An 18,733-nucleotide genomic window follows, 5' to 3' on the forward strand; every position below is an offset into this window, starting at 1 on the left:
CCGGCGCCGGGCCAGGGGGGCGTCGGGGGGCCGTCAGGGGGTCACTCCCGTACGCCCGCCAGCTCCACGGCCCTGCGCCGCAGGGAGAGCCCGGCCGGGGCGACGGCCGAGACCACGGCGAGCACCGCACAGGCACCCACGGCCGTGCCGATCACCGCCCACGGGATCTCGATCGAGGTCCACACCGAAAGCAGGCCCAGGGCGCCCCACATACCCATCAGGTTGAGCACGGCGACCAGGACTCCCAGCACCCCGCCGACCGCGACCACCATCAGCGCCTCGGCGCCCACCAGGCGCAGTACCTGCCACTTCGTGGCCCCGGCCAGGCGCAGTACGGCCAGGTCGCGGACCCGGTCGGAGGTCGCCATGACCATGGTGTTGGCCAGCGAGATACCCGTGTAGAGGAGGGCGATGCCGAGGACCAGCAGGAAGCCGAGCCGGGTGGTCCGGTTGGTCTCGGGATAGCCGGCCTGCACCCACTGGTCCTTGGTGAAGACCTGCCCGCCCGGGGCCTTCAGGGCGTCGCGCAGCCCGGCCGCCACCGCGGCGGTGTCCGCCCCGTCCGCGAGGCCGACGTCGACCCGGTCGACGGGCGCGCCCGGAGCGTTGCGCGGCGTGACGTAGACGCCGTTGTCACCGGTGCCGATGGCCATCACCGCGGCGATCCGCAGCGACTTCTTCGTACCGTCACCTAGCCACACGTCCACCCGCTGCCCCACGGAGTGCCGTTCCCACTCCTCGTTGACGATGATCGAGTCGTCGTCGAGGTCGCTCACCTTCCCGGCGGCGACCGGCAGCCGGGTGGTGGCGGCGAGCAGCGCGGGGTCGGCCGCGCGGGCGTCGGACCTGATGAGCGCCACGCCCTCCTCCAGGACGTACACGGCGCTCTGCGAGGTCGCCGACACCTCGGCGCCGGGCACGGCGCGCAGCTTGTCCAGCGTCGCCCGGTCGAAACCGGCGCCGCCCGCCGGGGTGACCACGAAGTCGGCGGCCGTCTGCTCGCGCACCTCGGTGGCCTTCGCCTCGTTCAGCGTGGCGGTGGCGCCCAGGAGCGAGCCCGCCAGCGCGACCGTGACCAGGACGGGCGCCGCGATGGCGGCGGTGCGCCGGACTCCGGCGGAGGCGTTCTCCCGCACCAGCATGCCGGCGGCGCCGGGGAGCTGGGCCGGCAGCCAGGCGATCAGCCGGGCCAGCGGCCGCACCAGCACCGGCGCGAGCAGCGCCACCCCGGTGATCAGCAGCATCGGCCGGCTCACATAGGTCTTGCGGTGCAGCAGGTCACCCGGGTCGCCCAGCAGGGCCAGCCCCAGCGTCACGGCGGCCGTCAGCAGCAGGACTCCGCCGAACAGCCAGCGGCCCCACGTCATGGCCTTGGTGTCCACGGACGCCTCGCGCAGCGCCTCCGTGGGGCCGGTCTTCCCGGCCCGCCAGGACGCGGCCACCACACCGCACAGCGCGACGAGCAGGCCCGTCCAGAAGGCCGTGTGGTACGGCCAGGTGTAGTCGCCGATGGTGAACCAGCGCGGCGCGAGACCGCCGTCCACGACCCACTCGGCCAGCCGTGGCGCCCCGTACGCGCCGAGCACGCACCCGGCGGCGGAGGCGAGCACGCCGACCACGAGCGCCTCGGCGAACACCATGCGGCGGATCTGCCCGGGCGTCGCGCCCGCGGTGCGCAGCAGCCCGAACTCCCGGCGCCGCTGGGCGACGGCGAACGCGAAGGTGGACGCCACCACGAACACCGAGACGAACCCGGTGACGCCGCCGGCCGTACCGAACATCGCGTTCATCGCGGTGAGCGCCTCGCTGTCCCGCTCGGGGTCGGCGTCGGTGAACCGGCGCGCGTCGCCGGTGAGGACCTGTACGCCCTCACTGCCGCGCACCGCCTCGCGCACGGCCTCGGCGTCGGCGTCCACCACGAGCTGGGTGCTGTGCGGCGCCAGTTCGGCGGCGCGGCGGTCGGTGTAGAAGACCGCGTTCTCGAAGCCGGGCCCGTCGACCGTGCCGACGACCTGGACGGTGCCGCCGTCGGTCCTCACCCGTGAACCCGGTTCGGCCCAGTCGCCGCTGATGACGACCTCGTCGGCGGCGCGCGGCGCGCGTCCCTCGTCGATGCGGTACGGGGTGAAGGCGGCGGTGGACCAGGGGTGGCCCACCAGGTCCCGGGGCCCGCCTTCGGCCCGTACGGCGAACGACCGGTCCTCGACGACCGTCCCGAGCTCCCTGAGCTTCGCGACGGCCTCCTCGGGCACGGGGCGCGGGTGTGCGAGCTTCTGCACCTGGTCGCCGATCGAGGTGGGCACCCGCAGGGTGTCCGCGCCCTTGACGACGACGGGCGCCGCGGCGAACCGCTCGGGCTTGCGCTCGGGGGCGTCCAGCGACGACGCCAGGGCCAGCCCCATGACGGCGATCAGCGCCACGCCCAGGGAGAGGGCGACGAAGCTGCCGACGAACGTGATCCAGCGGGTGCGCAGGGTGCGCAGGGCGGTGCTCAGCACGGCACGGCCTCCAGCTTGGTCATGCGGGCGGCGATCTCCTCGGCGGAACCGTTGACCAGCTCGCCGTTGACGCGCCCGTCGACGAGGAAGACGACGCGGTCGGCGTAGGAGGCGGCCACCGGGTCGTGCGTCACCATGATGATCGTCTGGCCTTCGTGGTCGACCATCCCGCGCAGCAGGGCCAGCACCTCACGGCTGGTCTGGGAGTCGAGCGCGCCGGTCGGCTCGTCGCCGAAGAGGACTTCGGGGCGGGTGATCAGGGCGCGGGCCAGGGCGACCCGCTGCTGCTGGCCGCCGGACATCTCCGTCGGCCGGTGCCGCGCCCGGTCGGCGAGCCCGACCTGCCGGAGCACCTCGCGGACCTGGCCCTTCGGAGGGCGGCGGCCGGCGAGCCGCAGGGGCAGCGCCACGTTCTGCTCGGCGGTCAGGGACGGCAGCAGGTTGAACGCCTGGAAGACGAAGCCGATGCGCTCGCGGCGCAGCAGGGTCAGCTTGGTCTCGCTCAGCTTGGTCAGCTCGGTCCCGCCCACCGTCACCGAGCCGGACGTGGGCCGGTCCAGGCCCGCCGCGCACTGCAGCAGCGTCGACTTGCCGGAGCCGGAGGGGCCCATCACGGCGGTGAACGTCCCCCTGGGGAAGGAGAGCGAGACCCCGTCGAGCGCGGTGACGAAATGGTCTCCCGATCCGTACCGCCTGGTGGCGGAGCGCAACTGGATCGCGTCGTTACTCATCTGTCCCCACTCCTGTGGTGTCGGTCCTCCCGCGCATCTGGGCGGGACGGAAGCTTGGGGAAAGGGCGTCGGCCAGGCCATCCCAACGGACGCCGCGCAGCCTCCGCGCTGCCTCCGGGGCGGGCGGCAGCAGCACCGCGGCGAGGACGCCGAAGCCTCCGTACGCCGGCACCTGCTCGTCCAGTTGTCCAGCCGAGCCGTCATGGGGCGCCGCCTCCCTCTCTTCCGCGATGTCTCCACGAAACCGCGCGAGGGCACCACCACGCAGTGCGGCAGGAACGAGACTTGGGGTAGGGCCGGCCCTACCCCGGAAGCGCCGGCTGGACCGATGGCACCGCACCGCGTGCGGCTCCTACGGTGATCCCATGCACCCCCGGAATGTGTGGCAGGCCATGTCCCGGCCCGGCTTCCTGCTGTCGGCGTGGCCGTGGCGCTCGGTCGCGTATCTCGTCACCGGCTCGGTGACGGGCGTCGTCGCCCTGGTGGTGGTGCTGACCGTGGCCGTGCTCGGCGGGGCCCTCGCCATCCTCCTGGTGGGGCTGCCCCTGCTCGTGGCCGTCGCCCTCGCCGGGATCCCGGTGGCCTGGGTGGAGCGGCGCAGGCTGCGCCTGGTCGACGTGGACCCGGCGGCCGACGAGCACCGCGATCCGGCCGCGCCGGGACTGTGGAACTGGCTCACGACCCGGCTGCGCGAACAGGCGACCTGGCGGGAGCTCGGCTACACGCTCCTGTTCGCCGTCCTGTTGTGGCCGGTCGACGCCCTCGTGGTGACGGTCGCGCTGCTCTTCCCGGTGTCCATGGTGGCCACCCCGTTGCTGATGGCCACGGTCGGCGACGGCCACGAGGCGAAGGTGCTCAAGCAGTGGACGGTCACCACGTGGCCGGCCGCCTTCGGGGTGGCCGTGCTGGGGCTCGTCCTGATGGCGCTGGGCGCGTACGTGCTCGGGGTCGCGGCGGGCGCCCGCGGCGAACTGACCCGGCTCCTGATCGCCTCCCGGGACGGGGACCTGGGGGCCAAGGTCGTCGAACTGGCCCGCTCCCGCGTCCGGTTGGTCGACGCCTTCGAGGCGGAGCGGCGCCGCATCGAGCGCGATCTGCACGACGGGGCCCAACAGCGGCTGGTGGCCCTGACGATGACGCTGGGCCTCGCCCGGCTGGACGCGCCACCCGGCCCGCTCGCCGACCAGCTGGCCAAGGCCCACGATGAGGCGGGCAAGGCACTTGCGGAGCTGCGCGAGCTCATCCACGGCATCCATCCCAAGGTCCTCGCGGACTACGGCCTGGAGGCGGCGGTCGCCGACGCCGCCGACCGCTCCGTGGTGCCGGTGGACGTCGACGTCGAACTGCCGGGGCGGCTGCCCCAAGCGGTGGAGGCGGCCGCGTACTTCGTGGTCTGCGAGACGCTCGCCAACATAGCGAAGCACAGCGGCGCCACACGGGCGCGCGTGACGGGCGGTCACCGCGACGGCCGGCTGTCCCTGGAGGTGCACGACGACGGCCGCGGCGGCGCCGACGCCTCCGCGGGCAGCGGGCTCACCGGTCTGGCGGACCGGGTGTCGGTGCTGGATGGCAGACTTTCCCTGTCCAGTCCGCCGGGCGGACCGACTCTGTTGCGTGTGGAGTTCCCTTGCGAGTGGATCGATCGCTCCGCGTAGTACTGGCCGAGGACAGCGTGCTGCTGCGGGAAGGCCTCATCGGCCTGCTCAACCGCTGCGGCCACGAGGTGGTCGCGGCCGTCGGCGACGCGGAGGCGCTGATCGCCGCGGTCGAGGACCACGCACCCGACATCGTCGTGACGGACGTGCGCATGCCGCCCGGCTTCCAGGACGAGGGGCTGCACGCGGCCGTGCGGCTCCGCGAGACACGGCCCACCCTGCCGGTCCTGGTGCTCAGTCAGTACGTGCAGCGGACGTACGCCTCCGAACTCCTCGACTCCGGAGACGGCTCGGGCATCGGCTACCTGCTGAAGGACCGGGTCGGCCAGATCGAGGAGTTCGTGAACGCCCTCCACGAGGTCGCGAACGGCGGGACCGTCGTCGACCCCGAGGTGGTCCGCCAGCTCCTGCGCCGCCGCCGCGACCCGCTGGAGCGCCTCACCCCGCGCGAGCGCGAGGTCCTGGCACTGATCGCGGAGGGCAAGTCGAACGGCGCGATCGCCCGCGAGCTGGTGGTCTCCGAGGCGGCGGTCGGCAAGCACATCAGCGGCATCCTCACCAAGCTGGACCTGCCTCCGACGGACGAGACCCACCGCAGGGTGCTCGCCGTGCTGGCCTACCTGCGGGCGTGAGCCGCGCGCACGACGGCGTGCGACGCGACGCCGTGGACCTGCCAGCACGCGGTGGACGAGCTCGACTGACCCGGCCGTGACCCGGCCTGCGTCCAGCGCCGGTTCGACGACGACCTCTGTTCGCCGAGCCGAGCCGACCTCCCGGCGCTCCTCAGCGCGGGCAACGCGTCATTGCGGGCCCTCGCCCCCGCCCCCGCCCCCGCCCCCGCCCGCGTGACGGGCCGCGTGGCGGCCGGGTGGACGGCTCAGCAGGCGGCGTGGGTCCGTGGCCCGGTCGATCGCGTTCTCGACGGCCGCGACCCGGTCGGCGAGCAGGCCGAGCACGGCCACCGCCCGGCCGAGAGCGTCGTCGGCGGCGCCGCCCGGTTCCTGGGAGCGGAGGTACGCCGACGTCAGGACCTGCCACCTCGCCCGCTGCTCCTCGGTGAGGGTCGACCGCAGGGCGGCCAGCTTCAGGAGGTTGGCCTCGGCCCCGGTGGTGAGGGTCTGTGCCTCTCCCGCGTAGTGGTCGTCGATGACGGCCGCCAGCTCGGCGCCGTTCATGACGGGTGAGACGCGCGCCGCGATCTTGTTCATGTCGCGGTACGAGCCCTGGAGCCGGAACGGCGGCTCGGTGCGCGTCGCGTCGGCCTGGGCGGCGGAGGCGATGTACGCGGCGTTGACCGCGAGGACCGTGTCGCGTGCGGTGAGCAGGTGGCGCAGCACCGCGAGGATCCGGTCGAGCTCGGCCGCCGCGTAGGCGTGCGTGAGCCCCGTCCGCTGGGCCGCCGGGTCGCCGGCGGCGAGCCGTACCAGCAGCTCCAGGTCGGCGCGGTCGCGTCCGGCGAGGGGGGCGAGCACGGCGTTGGAGGTGAGGGCGTTCTCGATGAAGCTGAACGCGAAGGCGTCCTCCTTCCCGGCCAGGACGTCACCGAGGTTCCGGACGTCGGCCCGGTTCGCGAGCATGTCGGGGATGCGGAAGCGCTGCCCGGACTCGGTGTAGGGGTTGCCGGCCATGCAGACGGCGAAGCGCTTGCCGCGCAGGTCGTGGCCGTTCAGGGTGCGGGTGGCGTCGCACAGCGGGATGAACTTCTGCAGCAGCTCGGGCGACGTGTGCTGGATGTCGTCCAGGTACAGCAGGACGTTGTTCCCGGCCGCCAGCGCGAAGTCGATCTTCTCGACCTCCCGACGGGCGGCGGCGTTCGGCGCCTCGGCCGGGTCGAGGGAGGTGGTGGTGTGCCCGAGAGCCGGTCCGTCGACCTTGACCAGGAGCAGGCCGAGGCGGTCGGCGACGTACTCCATGAGGGTCGTCTTGCCGTAGCCGGGCGGAGAGACGAGCAGCAGCAGGCCGTGGCTGTCGGTCCGCTTGGCGTCCCCGGCGGCACCGAGCTGCTTGGCCAGGTTGTCCCCGACGAGCGGCAGGTACACCTCGTCGACCAGCCGCCCGCGGACGAACGACGACATGACACGCGGCCGGTACTCGTCCAGGCGCAGCCGTCGGCGCTCGGCGGCGACCAGGGCGGCCCTGCGCCGCTGGTAGGCGCGGAAGCCGGGCACCACCGTGGACGCGAAGTCGGCGGTCCTCGCCAGGAACTCGTCGAGCCGCAGGGCGAGGGCGCCCCGCGCGATCCGCGGGTGCGTCCCCAGCAGGCCCCCGACCGTGGCCGTGAGCGCGGCGTCGGCGTCGTGGCGCACCAGCGCGGGGCAGACCTCGATCGCGACGGCCTCGGCGAGGTCACCGGCGTCCGGGTCCTCGCCGCTCGCGGCGGCGTACGAGGCGAGCCAGCCCTCGGCCAGCCGGCGCGCGCCCGCGGTGTCCCCGGCGGCCAGCCGGTCGCGCACGTCGTCCGCGTACGGCGTCGAACCCACCGACCGGTGGAACTTCTCCAGCAGCGTGCGCGCCGCAGGGCCCGCGACGAAGGACCCGCCCGTCGCGAGCTCCTCGACGAGGTACGCGGCCGCACGGGCGGTCAGCCCGCCCGCGTCGGCGAGTTCGCCGCGCAGCGCGCCCAGCGCGGCCGGGGCGGTGCCGAACGTCTCCCGCGCCCGGACCAGCGACGCGGCCTGCCGCGCCCACAGGTCCCGGTCCTCCGGCGTCGTCCCGTGCGCCCAGAACAGCTGGGCGGCGGCGCGGTCGGCGGCCGGGTACCGCAGCAGCCCGGCCCGTTCCCGCAGGCGCAGGACCACGGAGAGGATCGCGGCCGCGTCGTGGTCGTGGACGCCGCGCTCGTACCCCTCGTCGTACGCGGCCTCGGCCGCCCGCCGCGTGAGCGCGGGGAGGTCCGCGTCGGTGAGGGCCTCCGCGCCGTGCTCGGTCAGCAGCCGCGCCGCGAGGTACTCGCCGCGGTAGACGTCGGCGTTCTCGGAGGGCAGCGGTTGCCGCCAGTAGGCGCGGGTGTCCGCGAACCCGGGGTCGGTGACGGGGCGGCGGTAGTCGGTGCCGGTGAGCGCGAACGCCATCCCTCCGTCCGCGTCCGGTACGAGGGTGAGCTCCGGCGGCCGGGTGTTGACCGCGAAGCGGTGGGCGCCCAGGCGGAGGGTCTCGCCGCCGTCCGCGTACAGCTCGGTGCGGTCCCGCAGGGCCCGGCCGGCCTCCTGGCGGGCGGCCTTGAGGCGCCCCTCCAGCTCCTCGGCGCGGACCTGGTCCCCGAGGTCGCGCAGCTCGTCCGCGGTACGGCGGACCTTGGCCACCATCGGGTCGGAGGCGAAGTACGTGTTGACCGCGTCCGCGCCGTCCAGGCCGGCCGCCCGGCGGGCGATCGTCTCCAGGACGCGCGCGGCGGACCCGGCGAGGCGCTCGGCGCGCCGGGCCCGGGCGTCCTGGAGGGCCTGCCTGCGGCCGGAGAAGGCGTCGTGGACCTCGGCGCGCTTGTCGGCGATCTCGGCGAGGAAGCCGTCGTGGTCGGCGAACCGCGACTCCAGGGTGTCCAGCCGGAGCAGCAGCCGGGCGAGCTGCGCGTCGCAGGTCTCCGGGGTGTCGGCTGCCGCCAGCGCCCCGGTGACGGACTGCGCGAGCAGCGCGAACTGCGCCGCGAACTCCGCCCGCCCCTCCTGCTCGACCAGCTCGCGGCGGCGGGCGGCGAGGATCGCGCGGGCGCGGTTCAGTCCGGCGAGTACGTCCGCGAGCCGCTCCAGGATCGCGGTGCGCACGGTGGCGTCGGTGATGTCGAGGCCGGCGACGACCTCGGTGAGGGTCTGGAGGCCGAAGACCTGCTCGTCCAGCCGCTCCGTGACCGGGTCGGCTTCGGCGGTCGTGGCGATCGCCCCGGCGTCGGCGGTGAGCCGCTCCACCGCGGCGTGGTGGCCGGCGAACGCGTCGTCGCGCCGGAGGAAGGCCACCGCCCGCTGCGCGGTGGAGGCGATGTGGCGCTCGGTCTCCCCGGCGAGCGCGTCGATGGCCTCCGTGTCCGCGTACCGCGTCTCCTTCAGGGTCACCAGGCGTCCCTGGGCCCGGCGCAGCGCGGAGAGGCGCTCGATCCACTCGCCGGCCGTCGCGGGGGCCTCGCCCCGGACGCGCCGCACCAGCCGCTGCAGGTGCTCGGCGCTCTCGGCGACCGCCTCGGCCGCCCGCCGGGTCAGGTCCTGGACGGACGCGAACTCCTCCAGCACCTGCTCGGCGGTGGCCCTCACCTCCTCCAGCGGGGTGCGCAGGTCGCCGGCGTCCGCGTCGCCCAGCCAGTGGAAGCGGTCGGCGGCCCGCGCGCAGGCGGCGACGAGCGCCTCGTACAGCTCGGTGGTGGCGGTGGTCTCGCGGGCCTGGCGGGCGATGGCGAGGCAGTCGGAGATGCCGCGCACGAGGTCGGCGTTGCCGATCCGGGCGAGCGGTCCGTCGCCCACGGGAACGGTGTGGGTGTCGGAGACGTACGGCGTGCGCCACACCCGCACCGGGTGGACGCGCGCCGGTTCGCCGGACTCCGGGCGCAGCAGGACCAGGGTGCCGTCGTCGAAGAGGGCGTGACCGCGGCAGGTCAGCGGGGCGGCGGCCTCCTTGCGGATGAGGTTGTACGGCAGGAGGAGGGTGCGGCCCCCGGCCCGGTCGGCCGAGTCCGCCCGGTCGGCCGACTCGGCCCGTTCGGCCCGTTCGTGGAAGACGTAGAGCACGTCCTCGCCGTTGGGCGAGCGGACGGCGCGCTCGTACTCCAGTCCTTCGGTGCGCTCCGCGTCGAAGATCTTCACCGCGCCCGTGGCGAGGCAGTAGCCGCCGGGGAAGACGATGCCCTGGTCGTCGGGCAGGCGGCGGCACGCCTGCCCGATGCCGTCCAGCCGCACCACGGACTTCGTGAGGGTCTGGAAGACCAGGTACCGGCGGGTCTCCTCCTTGTACGGCCGGACGCGGATCAGCACCAGGGGGCCGACGACCGCGTACGCCACCTCGGCGTCGGCGAGCGACTGCAGCGGTTCGTCGACCGGCTCGCTGTAGATGCCCTCGCCCGACTCCGTGTCGTTCTCCGTCTTGACGGTCAGCGTGCCGCCGGCCGTCGAGACGAAGACCGCGCCGCCGGCGACGGACACGTGCGGGTGGCGGCCCAGGACGTGGTCGTCGCGGGTCGTCTCGACCCACGCGAAGTCGTACGGGGCGGGCAGGACGTGGTCCCGGTCCCCCCGGGCGTCCAGGAACCGCACCTCGCCGGAGGCCGCGACCGACCAGCGCAGCACGCGGACGTCCTCGGCCTGCTCCCCGGTCCGGAACACCGCCAGCAGCCTGCCGTCCACTGTGCGCAGGCGCAGGAGCCGCGCGCCCTGGAAGTAGCGGTGCAGGGCGGCGTGTTCGCGGACGAAGGTCGGGTCGTCGAGCAGGCCGGGCACCGCGTCGTCCGGCAGCCGGTTCAGGTCGCGGTCGTAGAGGGCGAAGACGTCCTCCGCGGCCGGGGCCTCGTACCCCACGAGCAGCGTGTCGCCGACCGCGACGGCGTCGCGGGGTACGGCGGTGCGTTCCGTGCGGATCCGCTCGGTGCCGAGGAGGGCGAGGCCGGTGGAGCCGAAGGCCTCGACGCGGGCGGTGTTGAGGGCGTCGGCGCGCCGGGCGAGCTCATCGGCCCGCGCTCCGAGCCGGTCGCGCAGCACCTCGTACGTACCGGCGTCCATCCCCGTCGTCTCCATGGATCCCGTCCCGCTCCCTCGTGTACGTGTGGTCGTTCCTCCGGAGCCGCCGCCCCCCGCGCGGTCGTTCCTCCGGAGCCGCCGCCCCCGTGTGGTCGTTCCTCCGGAGCTGCCGCCCCCCGCGCGGCAGCTCCGGAAGCCCCTGGCCGGCCGTCAGTTCTTCGCGGTGCCGTTCAGGCCCGCGAGTTCCGCGACCGGCATGTCGGCGAGGCCCAGCTGCCGTGCCTTGCCGATGAGCTCGTCCAGCTGCCCGGACCCGGCCGGCATCAGCTTCATCAGCAGCGCGGACACGGTGAGGTTCTGTACGTCGGCGGTGGAGACCGAGCCCAGCACCGTCGTCAGGTCCTCGGTGAAGGAGGCCGAGCCGTCCAGCCACGGTCCGGCGAGCGCCTGCGCGGTCCGCGAGTGCTCGACGAAGCCGTCGAGGCCCTTGCCCAGCGCGATGGACGACACCAGCCGGTCGAAGAAGACCGAGTCCCCGCCGACGATGTTGATGTCCGCCTTCTCCAGGCCGGTGGCGAGCACCGCGGCCTGCGCCTCGGCGACCCGCCGCTGCGCCTCCAGCCCCGCGAGCCGGACGTCCTTCTCCGCCTCCAGGCGCAGCCGGTACTCCTCGTGCGTACGGGACGCCTCGTCCAGTGCGGCCATGGCGGCCGCCTTCTCGGTGAGGCCCGCGGCCTCCGCCTTGAGCTTCTCGCCGATGGCGGTGGCCTCGGCCAGCGCCTTCTCGCGGGCGCCCTCGGCCTCCGCCTTCAGCCGGGCGGCCATCGCCCCGGCCTCGGCGCGGCCCGCCTTCTCGATGGCGTCCGCCTCCTTCTCCCGTACCTGGACGGCGGCCAGGCCCTCGGCCGCCGCCTCGGCCTGGACGCCCTCGGCGAGGCGGACCTTGGCGCGGGCGTCCAGGTCGGCGGCCTTGTTGCGGGCCTCGGCCAGCGTGAGCTCCTCGGCGGCGCGGTGGACCGCGGCCTGCTCGGCCGCCTCGGCGGCCTTGATGTCCTTGACCAGCCGCTCCTGCGCCTCCGCCTCGGCGGCGATGACGACGGCCTGACGCTGCCGCTCGGCCTCCTCGACGGCGCGCAGCCGCTTGATGGACTCCTCCTGCTCGGCGACCGTACGGTCCACGGCGACCCGCTCCCGGATCACCTCGGCGATCTCGCGCCGCTCGGTCTCGACCTCCTTCTCCGCGGAGATGCGGGTCAGCTCGGTCTCCCGCTCGCGGGCGATGACCTCGAGGAGGCGGTCCTTCTCGATGCGCTCGTTCTCGATGGCGATGACCCGCTCGCGGTTCTTCTGCGCGACCGCGACCTCGCGGGCCTGGTTCTCGCGCTGGATGCCGAGCTGCTCCTCGGTCTTCAGGAACGCGCTCTGCGCCCGCAGCCGCTCCTCCTCGGCCACCCGGGCCGTCTCGGCCTCCTCCCGGGCCCGTACGGTCTCGATCTCGCGCTTCTGCTTGATCTCGGCGTCGGCCTGGCGGCGCTCCAGCTCCAGGATCGCCTCGCGGGCGTCGACGTTCTGCCGGGTGATCTCCTTCTCCTCCGTGCGCCGGAACTCGTTGGTGCGCACGTGCTCCACGGCCGTCAGCTCAGTGATCTTCCGGATGCCCTGGGCGTCGAGGATGTTGGAGGCGTCCAGCTGCGCGAGCGGCGTCTGCTCCAGGTAGTCGATCGCCGCGTCCTCCAGGCTGTAGCCGTTCAGATCCGTGCCGATGACCTGGATGATCCGGTCGCGGAACTCGTCGCGCATGGTGTAGAGGTCGGTGAAGTCGAGCTGCTTGCCGACGGTCTTCAGCGCCTCGGAGAACTTGGCGTTGAACAGCTCCTGCAGGGTCGCCTGGTCGCTGGCGCGGGCGGTGCCGATGGCCTGGGCGACCTTGACGACGTCCTCGACGGTCTTGTTGACGCGGACGAAGAACGAGATGCGGATGTCGGCACGGATGTTGTCCCGGCAGATCAGGCCGTCCCGTCCGGTGCGGGAGATCTCGATGGTCTTCACCGAGATGTCCATGGTCTCGGCCTTGTGCAGCACGGGCAGGACGACCTGCCCGGTGAAGGTCACGTCGACCTTCCGCATCTTGGACACGATCAGGGCCTTGCCCTGCTCCACCTTGCGGAACAGGCGGCTGATCACGAAGAGCGTGGCGATGGCGATGAGCAGGACCACGGCGATGAGCACGCCGAGCCCCACGGTGATGGCATCCATGAGTGATCCCCGGTTCGAAGGATGGAAGCTGGAGGGGGAGGGAAAGGGGGAGGGGGAGGGGGAGCGGCGGCGTCAGCCGCGCGGGTCCAGCAGCCCGTCGGCGTGGCTGAAGGGCGCGACCCAGAAGAACTCGCCGGCGTCGTCGTACGCGTAGAGCAGCCCCGTGCTGCCCGGCCCGAGCGCGCCGCCGTCGTTCTGGCGGACCTGTACGACCGCGGTGGAGCCGTCCCGGGCGGCGACCTCCGCCTGGCCGAAGTCCGCGTCCACCCGCCCGGTGCGGATGGTGCAGGTCAGCCCGACGAAGTCGTGCCGGGACGGCCCGCGTTCATCGGGGAAGAGCTTGGCCAGCGGACGTACGAGCGCCCGGGTCAGCCGCCAGGCGCCGAAGAGGGAGGCGAAGAGCACGACGGCACCGAGCAGGTGGACCAGGGCGCCGGGCCATCCCGTACGGGCGAGGACGACGGAGCCGGTGACGCTGAAGAACCAGGCCAGGGCGATCAGCAGGGAGCCCGCCACCGAGACGGGCACGCCGCCCAGGTGCAGGGCGTCGGTGTCCACGTCCGCGTCGAAGCCGTCGTGGTCGGCGGCGCCCAGCAGCACCAGCAGCCAGAAGCCGACGACGACCACGAGGGCGGCGGTGAACAGCACGGCGGGGAAGGTGGCGACCGCCCTCAGGAACTCGGCCATGGTCCATCCCCCTCGCGTCTTCCGCCTGGCACCTTGGTTTCCGCGGACCGGCATGGTCTTCTGCCGCCGGGCCCGGCCCGCTCATGCTGGCAGGGCAGCACATCCGTTCGCATTGCCGCCGCCCGGCAATCTTTACGTCCTCTTGATGCCGGTGGCCGACCCCCCGAACCCGCATGCCACCCTGATGCCAGGCGACAAGAACGGGGAGGGCCATGGCGGAGCGGGACACGGCCGAGGAGTATCTGGCGGGGTACGCGCGCATCCTGGCCGCCGCCTGTGCCACCGGCCGGCGCCTGTCCCGGGACGAACTGGAAGCGCTGCGGGCCCAGGGCGAGCGGGCCGCCGAAGCCGGCATCGGCCTGCGCCTGTTGGTCCGCGCCCACCTCGCCACCGCCCAGGACGTACGCGCGGAGCTGCGCGGCCCGGCCGCCGACCACCTGCTCGCCGCCGTGGCGCAGGCGGTGGACGCCTTCGCGGAGGGGCACGAGCGGGCCCAGCGGATGGCAATCCGTCAGCAGGAGGCGATGCGCCGCGAGTTCATCGACGACCTGCTCCACGGCCGCAGCGATCCGGGACGGCTGGCCGAGCGGGCCGGGCGGTTCGGGCTCCTGCTGTCCCACGCCCACGCGGTGGCCGTCGCCGAGGGCCCGGAGCCGTACGACGACGGCTACCCCGTCACCCGCGGTGTCGAGTCGTCCCTCACCGCCCGCTTCGGGGACCGCCGGATCCTGCTGACCACGAAGGACGGCCGTCTGATCTGCATCGCGCCCGGCGACCAGGCCGAGGTGCTGGGCTTCTTCGCCAAGCAGGCGTACGCCGCGACCGATGGCGGCCGCGTCGCGATCGGGCGCGCCCACCCGGGCGTCGGCGGCGTGGTCCACTCCTACGAGGAGGCGCTCAACGCCCTGGACCTGGCCGCCCGCATGCAGCTGGAGGACCCGGTGCTGCACGCCGCGGACCTGCTCGTGTACCCGGTCCTCGCCCGCGACCGGCAGGCGATGGCCGACCTCGTACGCACGGTCCTCGGCCCGCTCCAGCAGGCCCGCGGCGGCGCGCAGCCGCTCATCGACACCCTCGTCGCGTACTTCGACACGGGTTGCGTGGCGGCCGAGGCCGCCCGGCGGCTCTCCTTGAGCGTCCGGGCGATGACGTACCGCCTGGAGCGGATCCACCGGCTGACCGGGGCCGACCCGGGCGACCCCGGCGACCGCTACACCCTCCAGACGGCGGTCATCGGCGCCCGCCTGCTCGACTGGCCCGACCAGTCGCTCTGACGGTCACCGCCGGGCGGAGCCGGGCTCCGGGTGCCGCCCGAGGAGTTCGGCCAGGCCGCGGCGCGTGGCGGCGAGCACGACGCGGTCCTCGGGCTTGAGGACGTAGCCGGGGTGCAGGTCCCACACGAGGCCGGTGGGATGCCGCTCCCCGTCGCCGGGATGGGGGGTGGCCAGGTCGGGGCGCCGGTCGGCGGGCGCGGTGGTGTCGAGGGCGAGCACACGCCAGGCACCGGGCCGGAAGGTCTCCGCGATGGTCCGGCCCTCCAGCCGGGGATGGCCGGCGACCACGAGGGCCGCGAAGAGCAGCACCTTGCGCTCGACCGGTATGGCGCCCAGGATCTGACGGCCCATCATCGCTCCGGCGAAGGCGGGGGCGGCCAGGTGGGAGACGCTGCGGCTGCGGGTGAGCGCCTCGGGGTGTGCGGCCCGGAGGGTGCGGTAGACGGCGGTGGCGAAGTCGTCGTCGTACAACCGCAGGGCCACGCGCAGATCGGCCTTGACCGTACGGGCGTAGAGGGCCGCCTCCAGGTTGGTGGTGTCGGAGCTGGTGACGGCGAGCAGGGCGTGGGCGCGGTGGATCTTGGCCGCCTCCAGCACGCCCTCCTGGGTGACGTCACCGAGCACGGTCGGCACCCGCAGGCGGCGGGCGAGCGCGACGCCCCGCGCCTCGGGGTCCTCCTCCACGCACACGACCGGGATGTCGAGGTCGCGCAGCCGGGCCAGCACCCTGGTGCCGATCTTGCCGAGGCCGAGCAGGACCACGTGGCCGGACAGCCCGCGCGGCGGGCGGCGCAGGGCGGAGGCGCTGCGGAAGGCCCCCAGGGCCTCCAGCGCCCCGGCGACGAGGAGCGGCAGGAGCGCCAGGCCCACCAGTCCGGCGAGCAGCTGGAGCACTTGGCGCGCGGTGTCCTCGCCGACGGCGGGATCGTTGATGGAGAACAGGTCCAGCAGCGTGACGTAGGCGGCGTGCAGCGGGTGGTCTCCCGTCGTGAGCCAGGAGGCGACCGCCAGGGCGAGGACGGCGAGGCAGGTCGCGGCGACGGCCCAGCGCAGGCGGCGGGAGAAGAGCTGGGAGAGCGGCACCCCGCGGCCGGCCAGGCGTCCGGCGGGCAGCACCGGGCCGGTGTGGGTGACGGCCTCCAGCACGACCGTGCCACGCCCGGTGGCGGCGGAGACCGTGCCCGGGTCGGGCAGCAGCCGGGGCCCGGCCGTGCCGCTGCTGTCGGAGCCCTCCTCTCCAGCGGGGTCGCGCGTGGTCGCGGAGAGGAGGGCGAGGGTGCACAGGCCCGGATCGGGGACCTCACCGGGACCGGGCGGGGTGCGTTCCACGGCCCGCAGCAGCAGTCCGTCCGCGTGGACGACCTTGCTCGTGCCCGCGACGGCGGTCGCGGCCAGCGCGGGCGCGGCGGTGTCCGCGTCGGAGAGCACGGTGGTGGACGCGTCGAGGGCCGCGGAATCCAGATCGGGCAGCGCGACGAGGGCGGCCTGGTCGAGGAGCTCCTCCAGGTGCTGGCCGAGTTTGCGGTTGTAGAGCCTGATGACCAGGCGCAGGCCCGGGTTGAGGCGACGGGCGGCGAGGGCCGCGCGGATGTTGGTCTCGTCGTCGTCGTGGACGAGCGCCAGAGCGGCCGCGCCGGTCACACCCGCCGACACCAGCGCCGGCTCCGTGGGCTCGTCGGCCTCCACCACCTCCGGGAGCCCCTCGGCCGCCGGCGCCGCTCCCGTCATGGCGGCGGATACCCGCCCGATGAGCGCCGAGGCACGTCCCTGGCCGGGCACGGTCAGCCCGGGTCCGGCCGCCGGTGCGCCGCCGGGGCGGACGAGGACGACCCGCTCCCGGTAGACCTCGCGGAGTTCGGTCGCCAGCCGATGGGCGAGCGCGTCGTCGCCGCAGACGATCATGTGTCCGGACGGGACCGCGGGCGCGCGCTGAGGAGAGCGTGAAGGCACCCGCTCAGGGTGCCTGTTCCCGCCCGCCCCTGACCACGCCACCGCCGCTCCCTACAGGGCCGCTCCCCGCGGCCGGACCACATAGGTGTCCGATGAACGGATCAAGCCGTCCTGATAACGGTCTTATTTCGTTCGCTGGCATTTTCGAAGATTACCTACCGTCATGTGATCTGCATCACTAAAGATCCCGTAAAGACCGTGGTAGAACTGCGCAACTCCGCAGGTAGCCCCACCCCTCGCCGCCTCGGAAGCGTCGGCACACGCGCCGACTGCAAGACCAGGGTGATCACGGTCCGCGTCCACGGACTCTGCACCCAGGGTCGCCGATCGGACAACGGCGTTCGCTCAAAGACCGCACATCTTCCCGGCGCCACCTCCCGTGCGCCGGTACTGCGCCATCGAGGTAACCACCGTGTCACTCGACTCCATCACCACGTCCGTCGACGAGGCCGTCAGCGGCCTCTTCGAGCCCATAGCCAGCTGGCTCATGGACGTCGTCTTCTACTCCCGTTCCATCGGCGGTGCGGACGTCCCGTTCATCGTCGTCTGGCTCGTCGTCGCCGGCCTGGTCTTCACCGCCTGGTTCGGACTGGTCCAGGTCCGCAAGTTCAAGCTCGCCGTCGACGTGGTGCGCGGGAAGTACGACGAGAAGGGGTCGGCCGGTGAGGTCAACCACTTCCAGGCACTGACCGCCGCCGTCTCCGGAACCGTCGGCCTCGGCAACATCGCTGGTGTGGCCGTCGCCGTCTCCATCGGCGGCCCCGGCGCCACCTTCTGGATGATCCTGTGCGGCCTGCTGGGCATGGCCACCAAGTTCGTCGAGGTCACGCTGGGCGTGAAGTACCGCCAGGTGCACGCCGACGGCACCGTCTCCGGCGGCCCGATGCACTACCTCCCCAAGGGCCTCGCGGAGCGCTTCGGCAAGAACGGCAAGACCTTCGGCAAGGTCCTCGCGGTCCTCGCCTCCTTCTTCGTCCTGTTCTTCGGCCTCTTCGGCGGCAACCTCTTCCAGGTCAACCAGTCGTACGCGCAGCTGGTCTCCGTCACCGGCGGCGAGGACGGCCTGATGGGCTCCTCGGCCGGTGCGCTGTTCTTCGGCATCCTCGTCGCCGCGCTGGTCGGCATCGTGCTCCTGGGCGGCATCCGCTCCATCGCCAACGTCACCAGCAAGCTCGTCCCGGCCATGGCCGGCATCTACATCGCCGCCTGCCTGGTCGTCATCCTGGTGCACGTCACGGCCATCCCGGCCGCCATCGCCACGATCGTCGAGGGCGCCTTCAACCCGCAGGGCGTGGCCGGCGGTGTGCTCGGCGCGCTGATCATCGGCTTCAAGCGGGCCGCGTTCTCCAACGAGGCCGGCCTCGGCTCCGCGCCCATCGCGCACTCCGCGGTCAAGACCAAGCACCCCGCCAGCGAGGGCCTGGTCGCCCTGCTGGAGCCGTTCATCGACACCGTCATCATCTGCACGATGACCGCGCTGACCATCGTCATCGCCAACCCGGCCAGCTACGTCGAGGCCCGCAAGGGCGAGTCCATCGGCGGCGTCACCCTCACCTCCGACGCCTTCGGCACGGTCATGCCCTGGTTCCCGTACATCCTCACCATCGCGGTGCTGCTCTTCGCCATCTCGACGGTGCTGACCTGGGGCTACTACGGCGAGAAGGCCTGGACGCACCTCTTCGGCCGCAGCCGGGCCAGCGTCCTGGCGTACAAGGTCGTCTACACGCTGTTCGCGGTCGCCGGTTCGCTGCTGACGCTGCAGACGCTCATCGACATGGCCGACGCGGTGCTGTTCATGCTCGCGGTCATCAACATCATCGGCCTGTACCTCCTGGCCCCGGTCGTCAAGCGCGAGCTCGCCTCCTTCCTGGAGTACGTCCGCGCCCGCGACGCCGGTGAGATCACCGAGGACGACCAGTCCGACGACGACCAGGAGTCGGTGAAGACCACCGTCTGACCGCCCCCGCGGCCCGGCTCCTTGAGCGGGCTCGTCCCCACCTCGCGCCTTGGTGTGGACGAGCCCGCTCG

At 73.5% G+C, this 18,733-nt stretch carries 10 protein-coding genes; 4 read left to right on the forward strand and 6 right to left on the reverse strand.

The features are described from left to right. Positions 1-41: 41 nt before the first annotated feature. Together AB0A69_RS24415 and AB0A69_RS24420 are read right to left on the reverse strand one after the other, a co-directional pair. A complete protein-coding gene (locus tag AB0A69_RS24415; protein ID WP_361425765.1) occupies positions 42-2,498 on the reverse strand; it encodes an ABC transporter permease in 2,457 nt (818 codons plus the stop codon). Then, positions 2,492-3,229: an ABC transporter ATP-binding protein gene (locus AB0A69_RS24420; protein WP_361425768.1), complete on the reverse strand. Its 738-nt coding sequence runs from the start codon at positions 3,227-3,229 to the stop codon at positions 2,492-2,494. Before AB0A69_RS24420 ends, AB0A69_RS24415 begins: the two co-directional genes overlap by 7 nt. A 392-nt stretch (positions 3,230-3,621) precedes the next feature. On the opposite strand from AB0A69_RS24420, the gene AB0A69_RS24425 reads away from it, so the two are divergent. Beyond that, on the forward strand, positions 3,622-4,884 hold the full coding sequence (locus AB0A69_RS24425; protein WP_361425837.1) for a sensor domain-containing protein: 1,263 nt from the start codon (positions 3,622-3,624) through the stop codon (positions 4,882-4,884). Beyond that, positions 4,857-5,516: a response regulator transcription factor gene (locus AB0A69_RS24430; RefSeq protein ID WP_361425771.1), complete on the forward strand. Its 660-nt coding sequence runs from the start codon at positions 4,857-4,859 to the stop codon at positions 5,514-5,516. Before AB0A69_RS24425 ends, AB0A69_RS24430 begins: the two co-directional genes overlap by 28 nt. Before the next feature lie 168 nt (positions 5,517-5,684). Here the strand turns inward: AB0A69_RS24430 and AB0A69_RS24435 are convergent, their stop codons facing one another. The 3 genes from AB0A69_RS24435 to AB0A69_RS24445 all read right to left on the reverse strand — a co-directional run bounded on the left by AB0A69_RS24435 (position 5,685) and on the right by AB0A69_RS24445 (position 13,481). Continuing rightward, positions 5,685-10,595 carry a DNA repair ATPase gene (locus tag AB0A69_RS24435; protein ID WP_361425774.1) on the reverse strand — a complete coding sequence of 1,637 codons (4,911 nt, stop codon included), beginning with the start codon at positions 10,593-10,595 and terminating at the stop codon, positions 5,685-5,687. Positions 10,596-10,748: 153 nt separating this feature from the next. After that, on the reverse strand, positions 10,749-12,794 hold the full coding sequence (locus tag AB0A69_RS24440) for a flotillin family protein (protein WP_361425777.1): 2,046 nt from the start codon (positions 12,792-12,794) through the stop codon (positions 10,749-10,751). Between the two features lie 72 nt (positions 12,795-12,866). Continuing rightward, positions 12,867-13,481 (reverse strand): hypothetical protein, encoded by a 615-nt coding sequence (locus tag AB0A69_RS24445; RefSeq protein WP_361425780.1) that lies wholly within the window; start codon positions 13,479-13,481, stop codon positions 12,867-12,869. Positions 13,482-13,693: 212 nt separating this feature from the next. On the opposite strand from AB0A69_RS24445, the gene AB0A69_RS24450 reads away from it, so the two are divergent. Next, positions 13,694-14,755, forward strand: coding sequence for a helix-turn-helix domain-containing protein (locus AB0A69_RS24450; RefSeq protein WP_361425783.1), 1,062 nt, complete (start codon positions 13,694-13,696; stop codon positions 14,753-14,755). Positions 14,756-14,758: 3 nt separating this feature from the next. On the opposite strand, the gene AB0A69_RS24455 is transcribed toward AB0A69_RS24450, so the two are convergent. Beyond that, on the reverse strand, positions 14,759-16,657 hold the full coding sequence (locus AB0A69_RS24455; RefSeq protein ID WP_361425840.1) for an NAD-binding protein: 1,899 nt from the start codon (positions 16,655-16,657) through the stop codon (positions 14,759-14,761). A 460-nt stretch (positions 16,658-17,117) separates the two neighbouring features. Here AB0A69_RS24455 and AB0A69_RS24460 point away from each other — a divergent pair, with 460 nt between their 5' ends. Further along, the gene (locus AB0A69_RS24460) at positions 17,118-18,662 is read left to right on the forward strand and encodes an alanine/glycine:cation symporter family protein (protein ID WP_361425786.1); all 1,545 of its coding nucleotides are present in this window, start codon (positions 17,118-17,120) and stop codon (positions 18,660-18,662) included. The last annotated feature ends 71 nt before the right edge of the window (positions 18,663-18,733 follow it).

It is taken from the genome of Streptomyces sp. NPDC045431 (assembly GCF_040646655.1).
Lineage (GTDB): Bacteria > Actinomycetota > Actinomycetes > Streptomycetales > Streptomycetaceae > Streptomyces.

Bases quoted from the DNA above. Each gene is read 5' to 3' on its own strand.
- AB0A69_RS24445 (WP_361425780.1), bottom strand. From the start codon at position 13,481: ATGGCCGAGTTCCTGAGGGCGGTCGCCACCTTCCCCGCCGTGCTGTTC.
- AB0A69_RS24440 (WP_361425777.1), bottom strand. From the start codon at position 12,794: ATGGATGCCATCACCGTGGGGCTCGGCGTGCTCATCGCCGTGGTCCTG.
- AB0A69_RS24420 (WP_361425768.1), bottom strand. From the start codon at position 3,229: ATGAGTAACGACGCGATCCAGTTGCGCTCCGCCACCAGGCGGTACGGA.
- AB0A69_RS24450 (WP_361425783.1), top strand. From the start codon at position 13,694: ATGGCGGAGCGGGACACGGCCGAGGAGTATCTGGCGGGGTACGCGCGC.
- AB0A69_RS24455 (WP_361425840.1), bottom strand. From the start codon at position 16,657: ATGATCGTCTGCGGCGACGACGCGCTCGCCCATCGGCTGGCGACCGAA.
- AB0A69_RS24435 (WP_361425774.1), bottom strand. From the start codon at position 10,595: ATGGAGACGACGGGGATGGACGCCGGTACGTACGAGGTGCTGCGCGAC.
- AB0A69_RS24425 (WP_361425837.1), top strand. From the start codon at position 3,622: ATGTCCCGGCCCGGCTTCCTGCTGTCGGCGTGGCCGTGGCGCTCGGTC.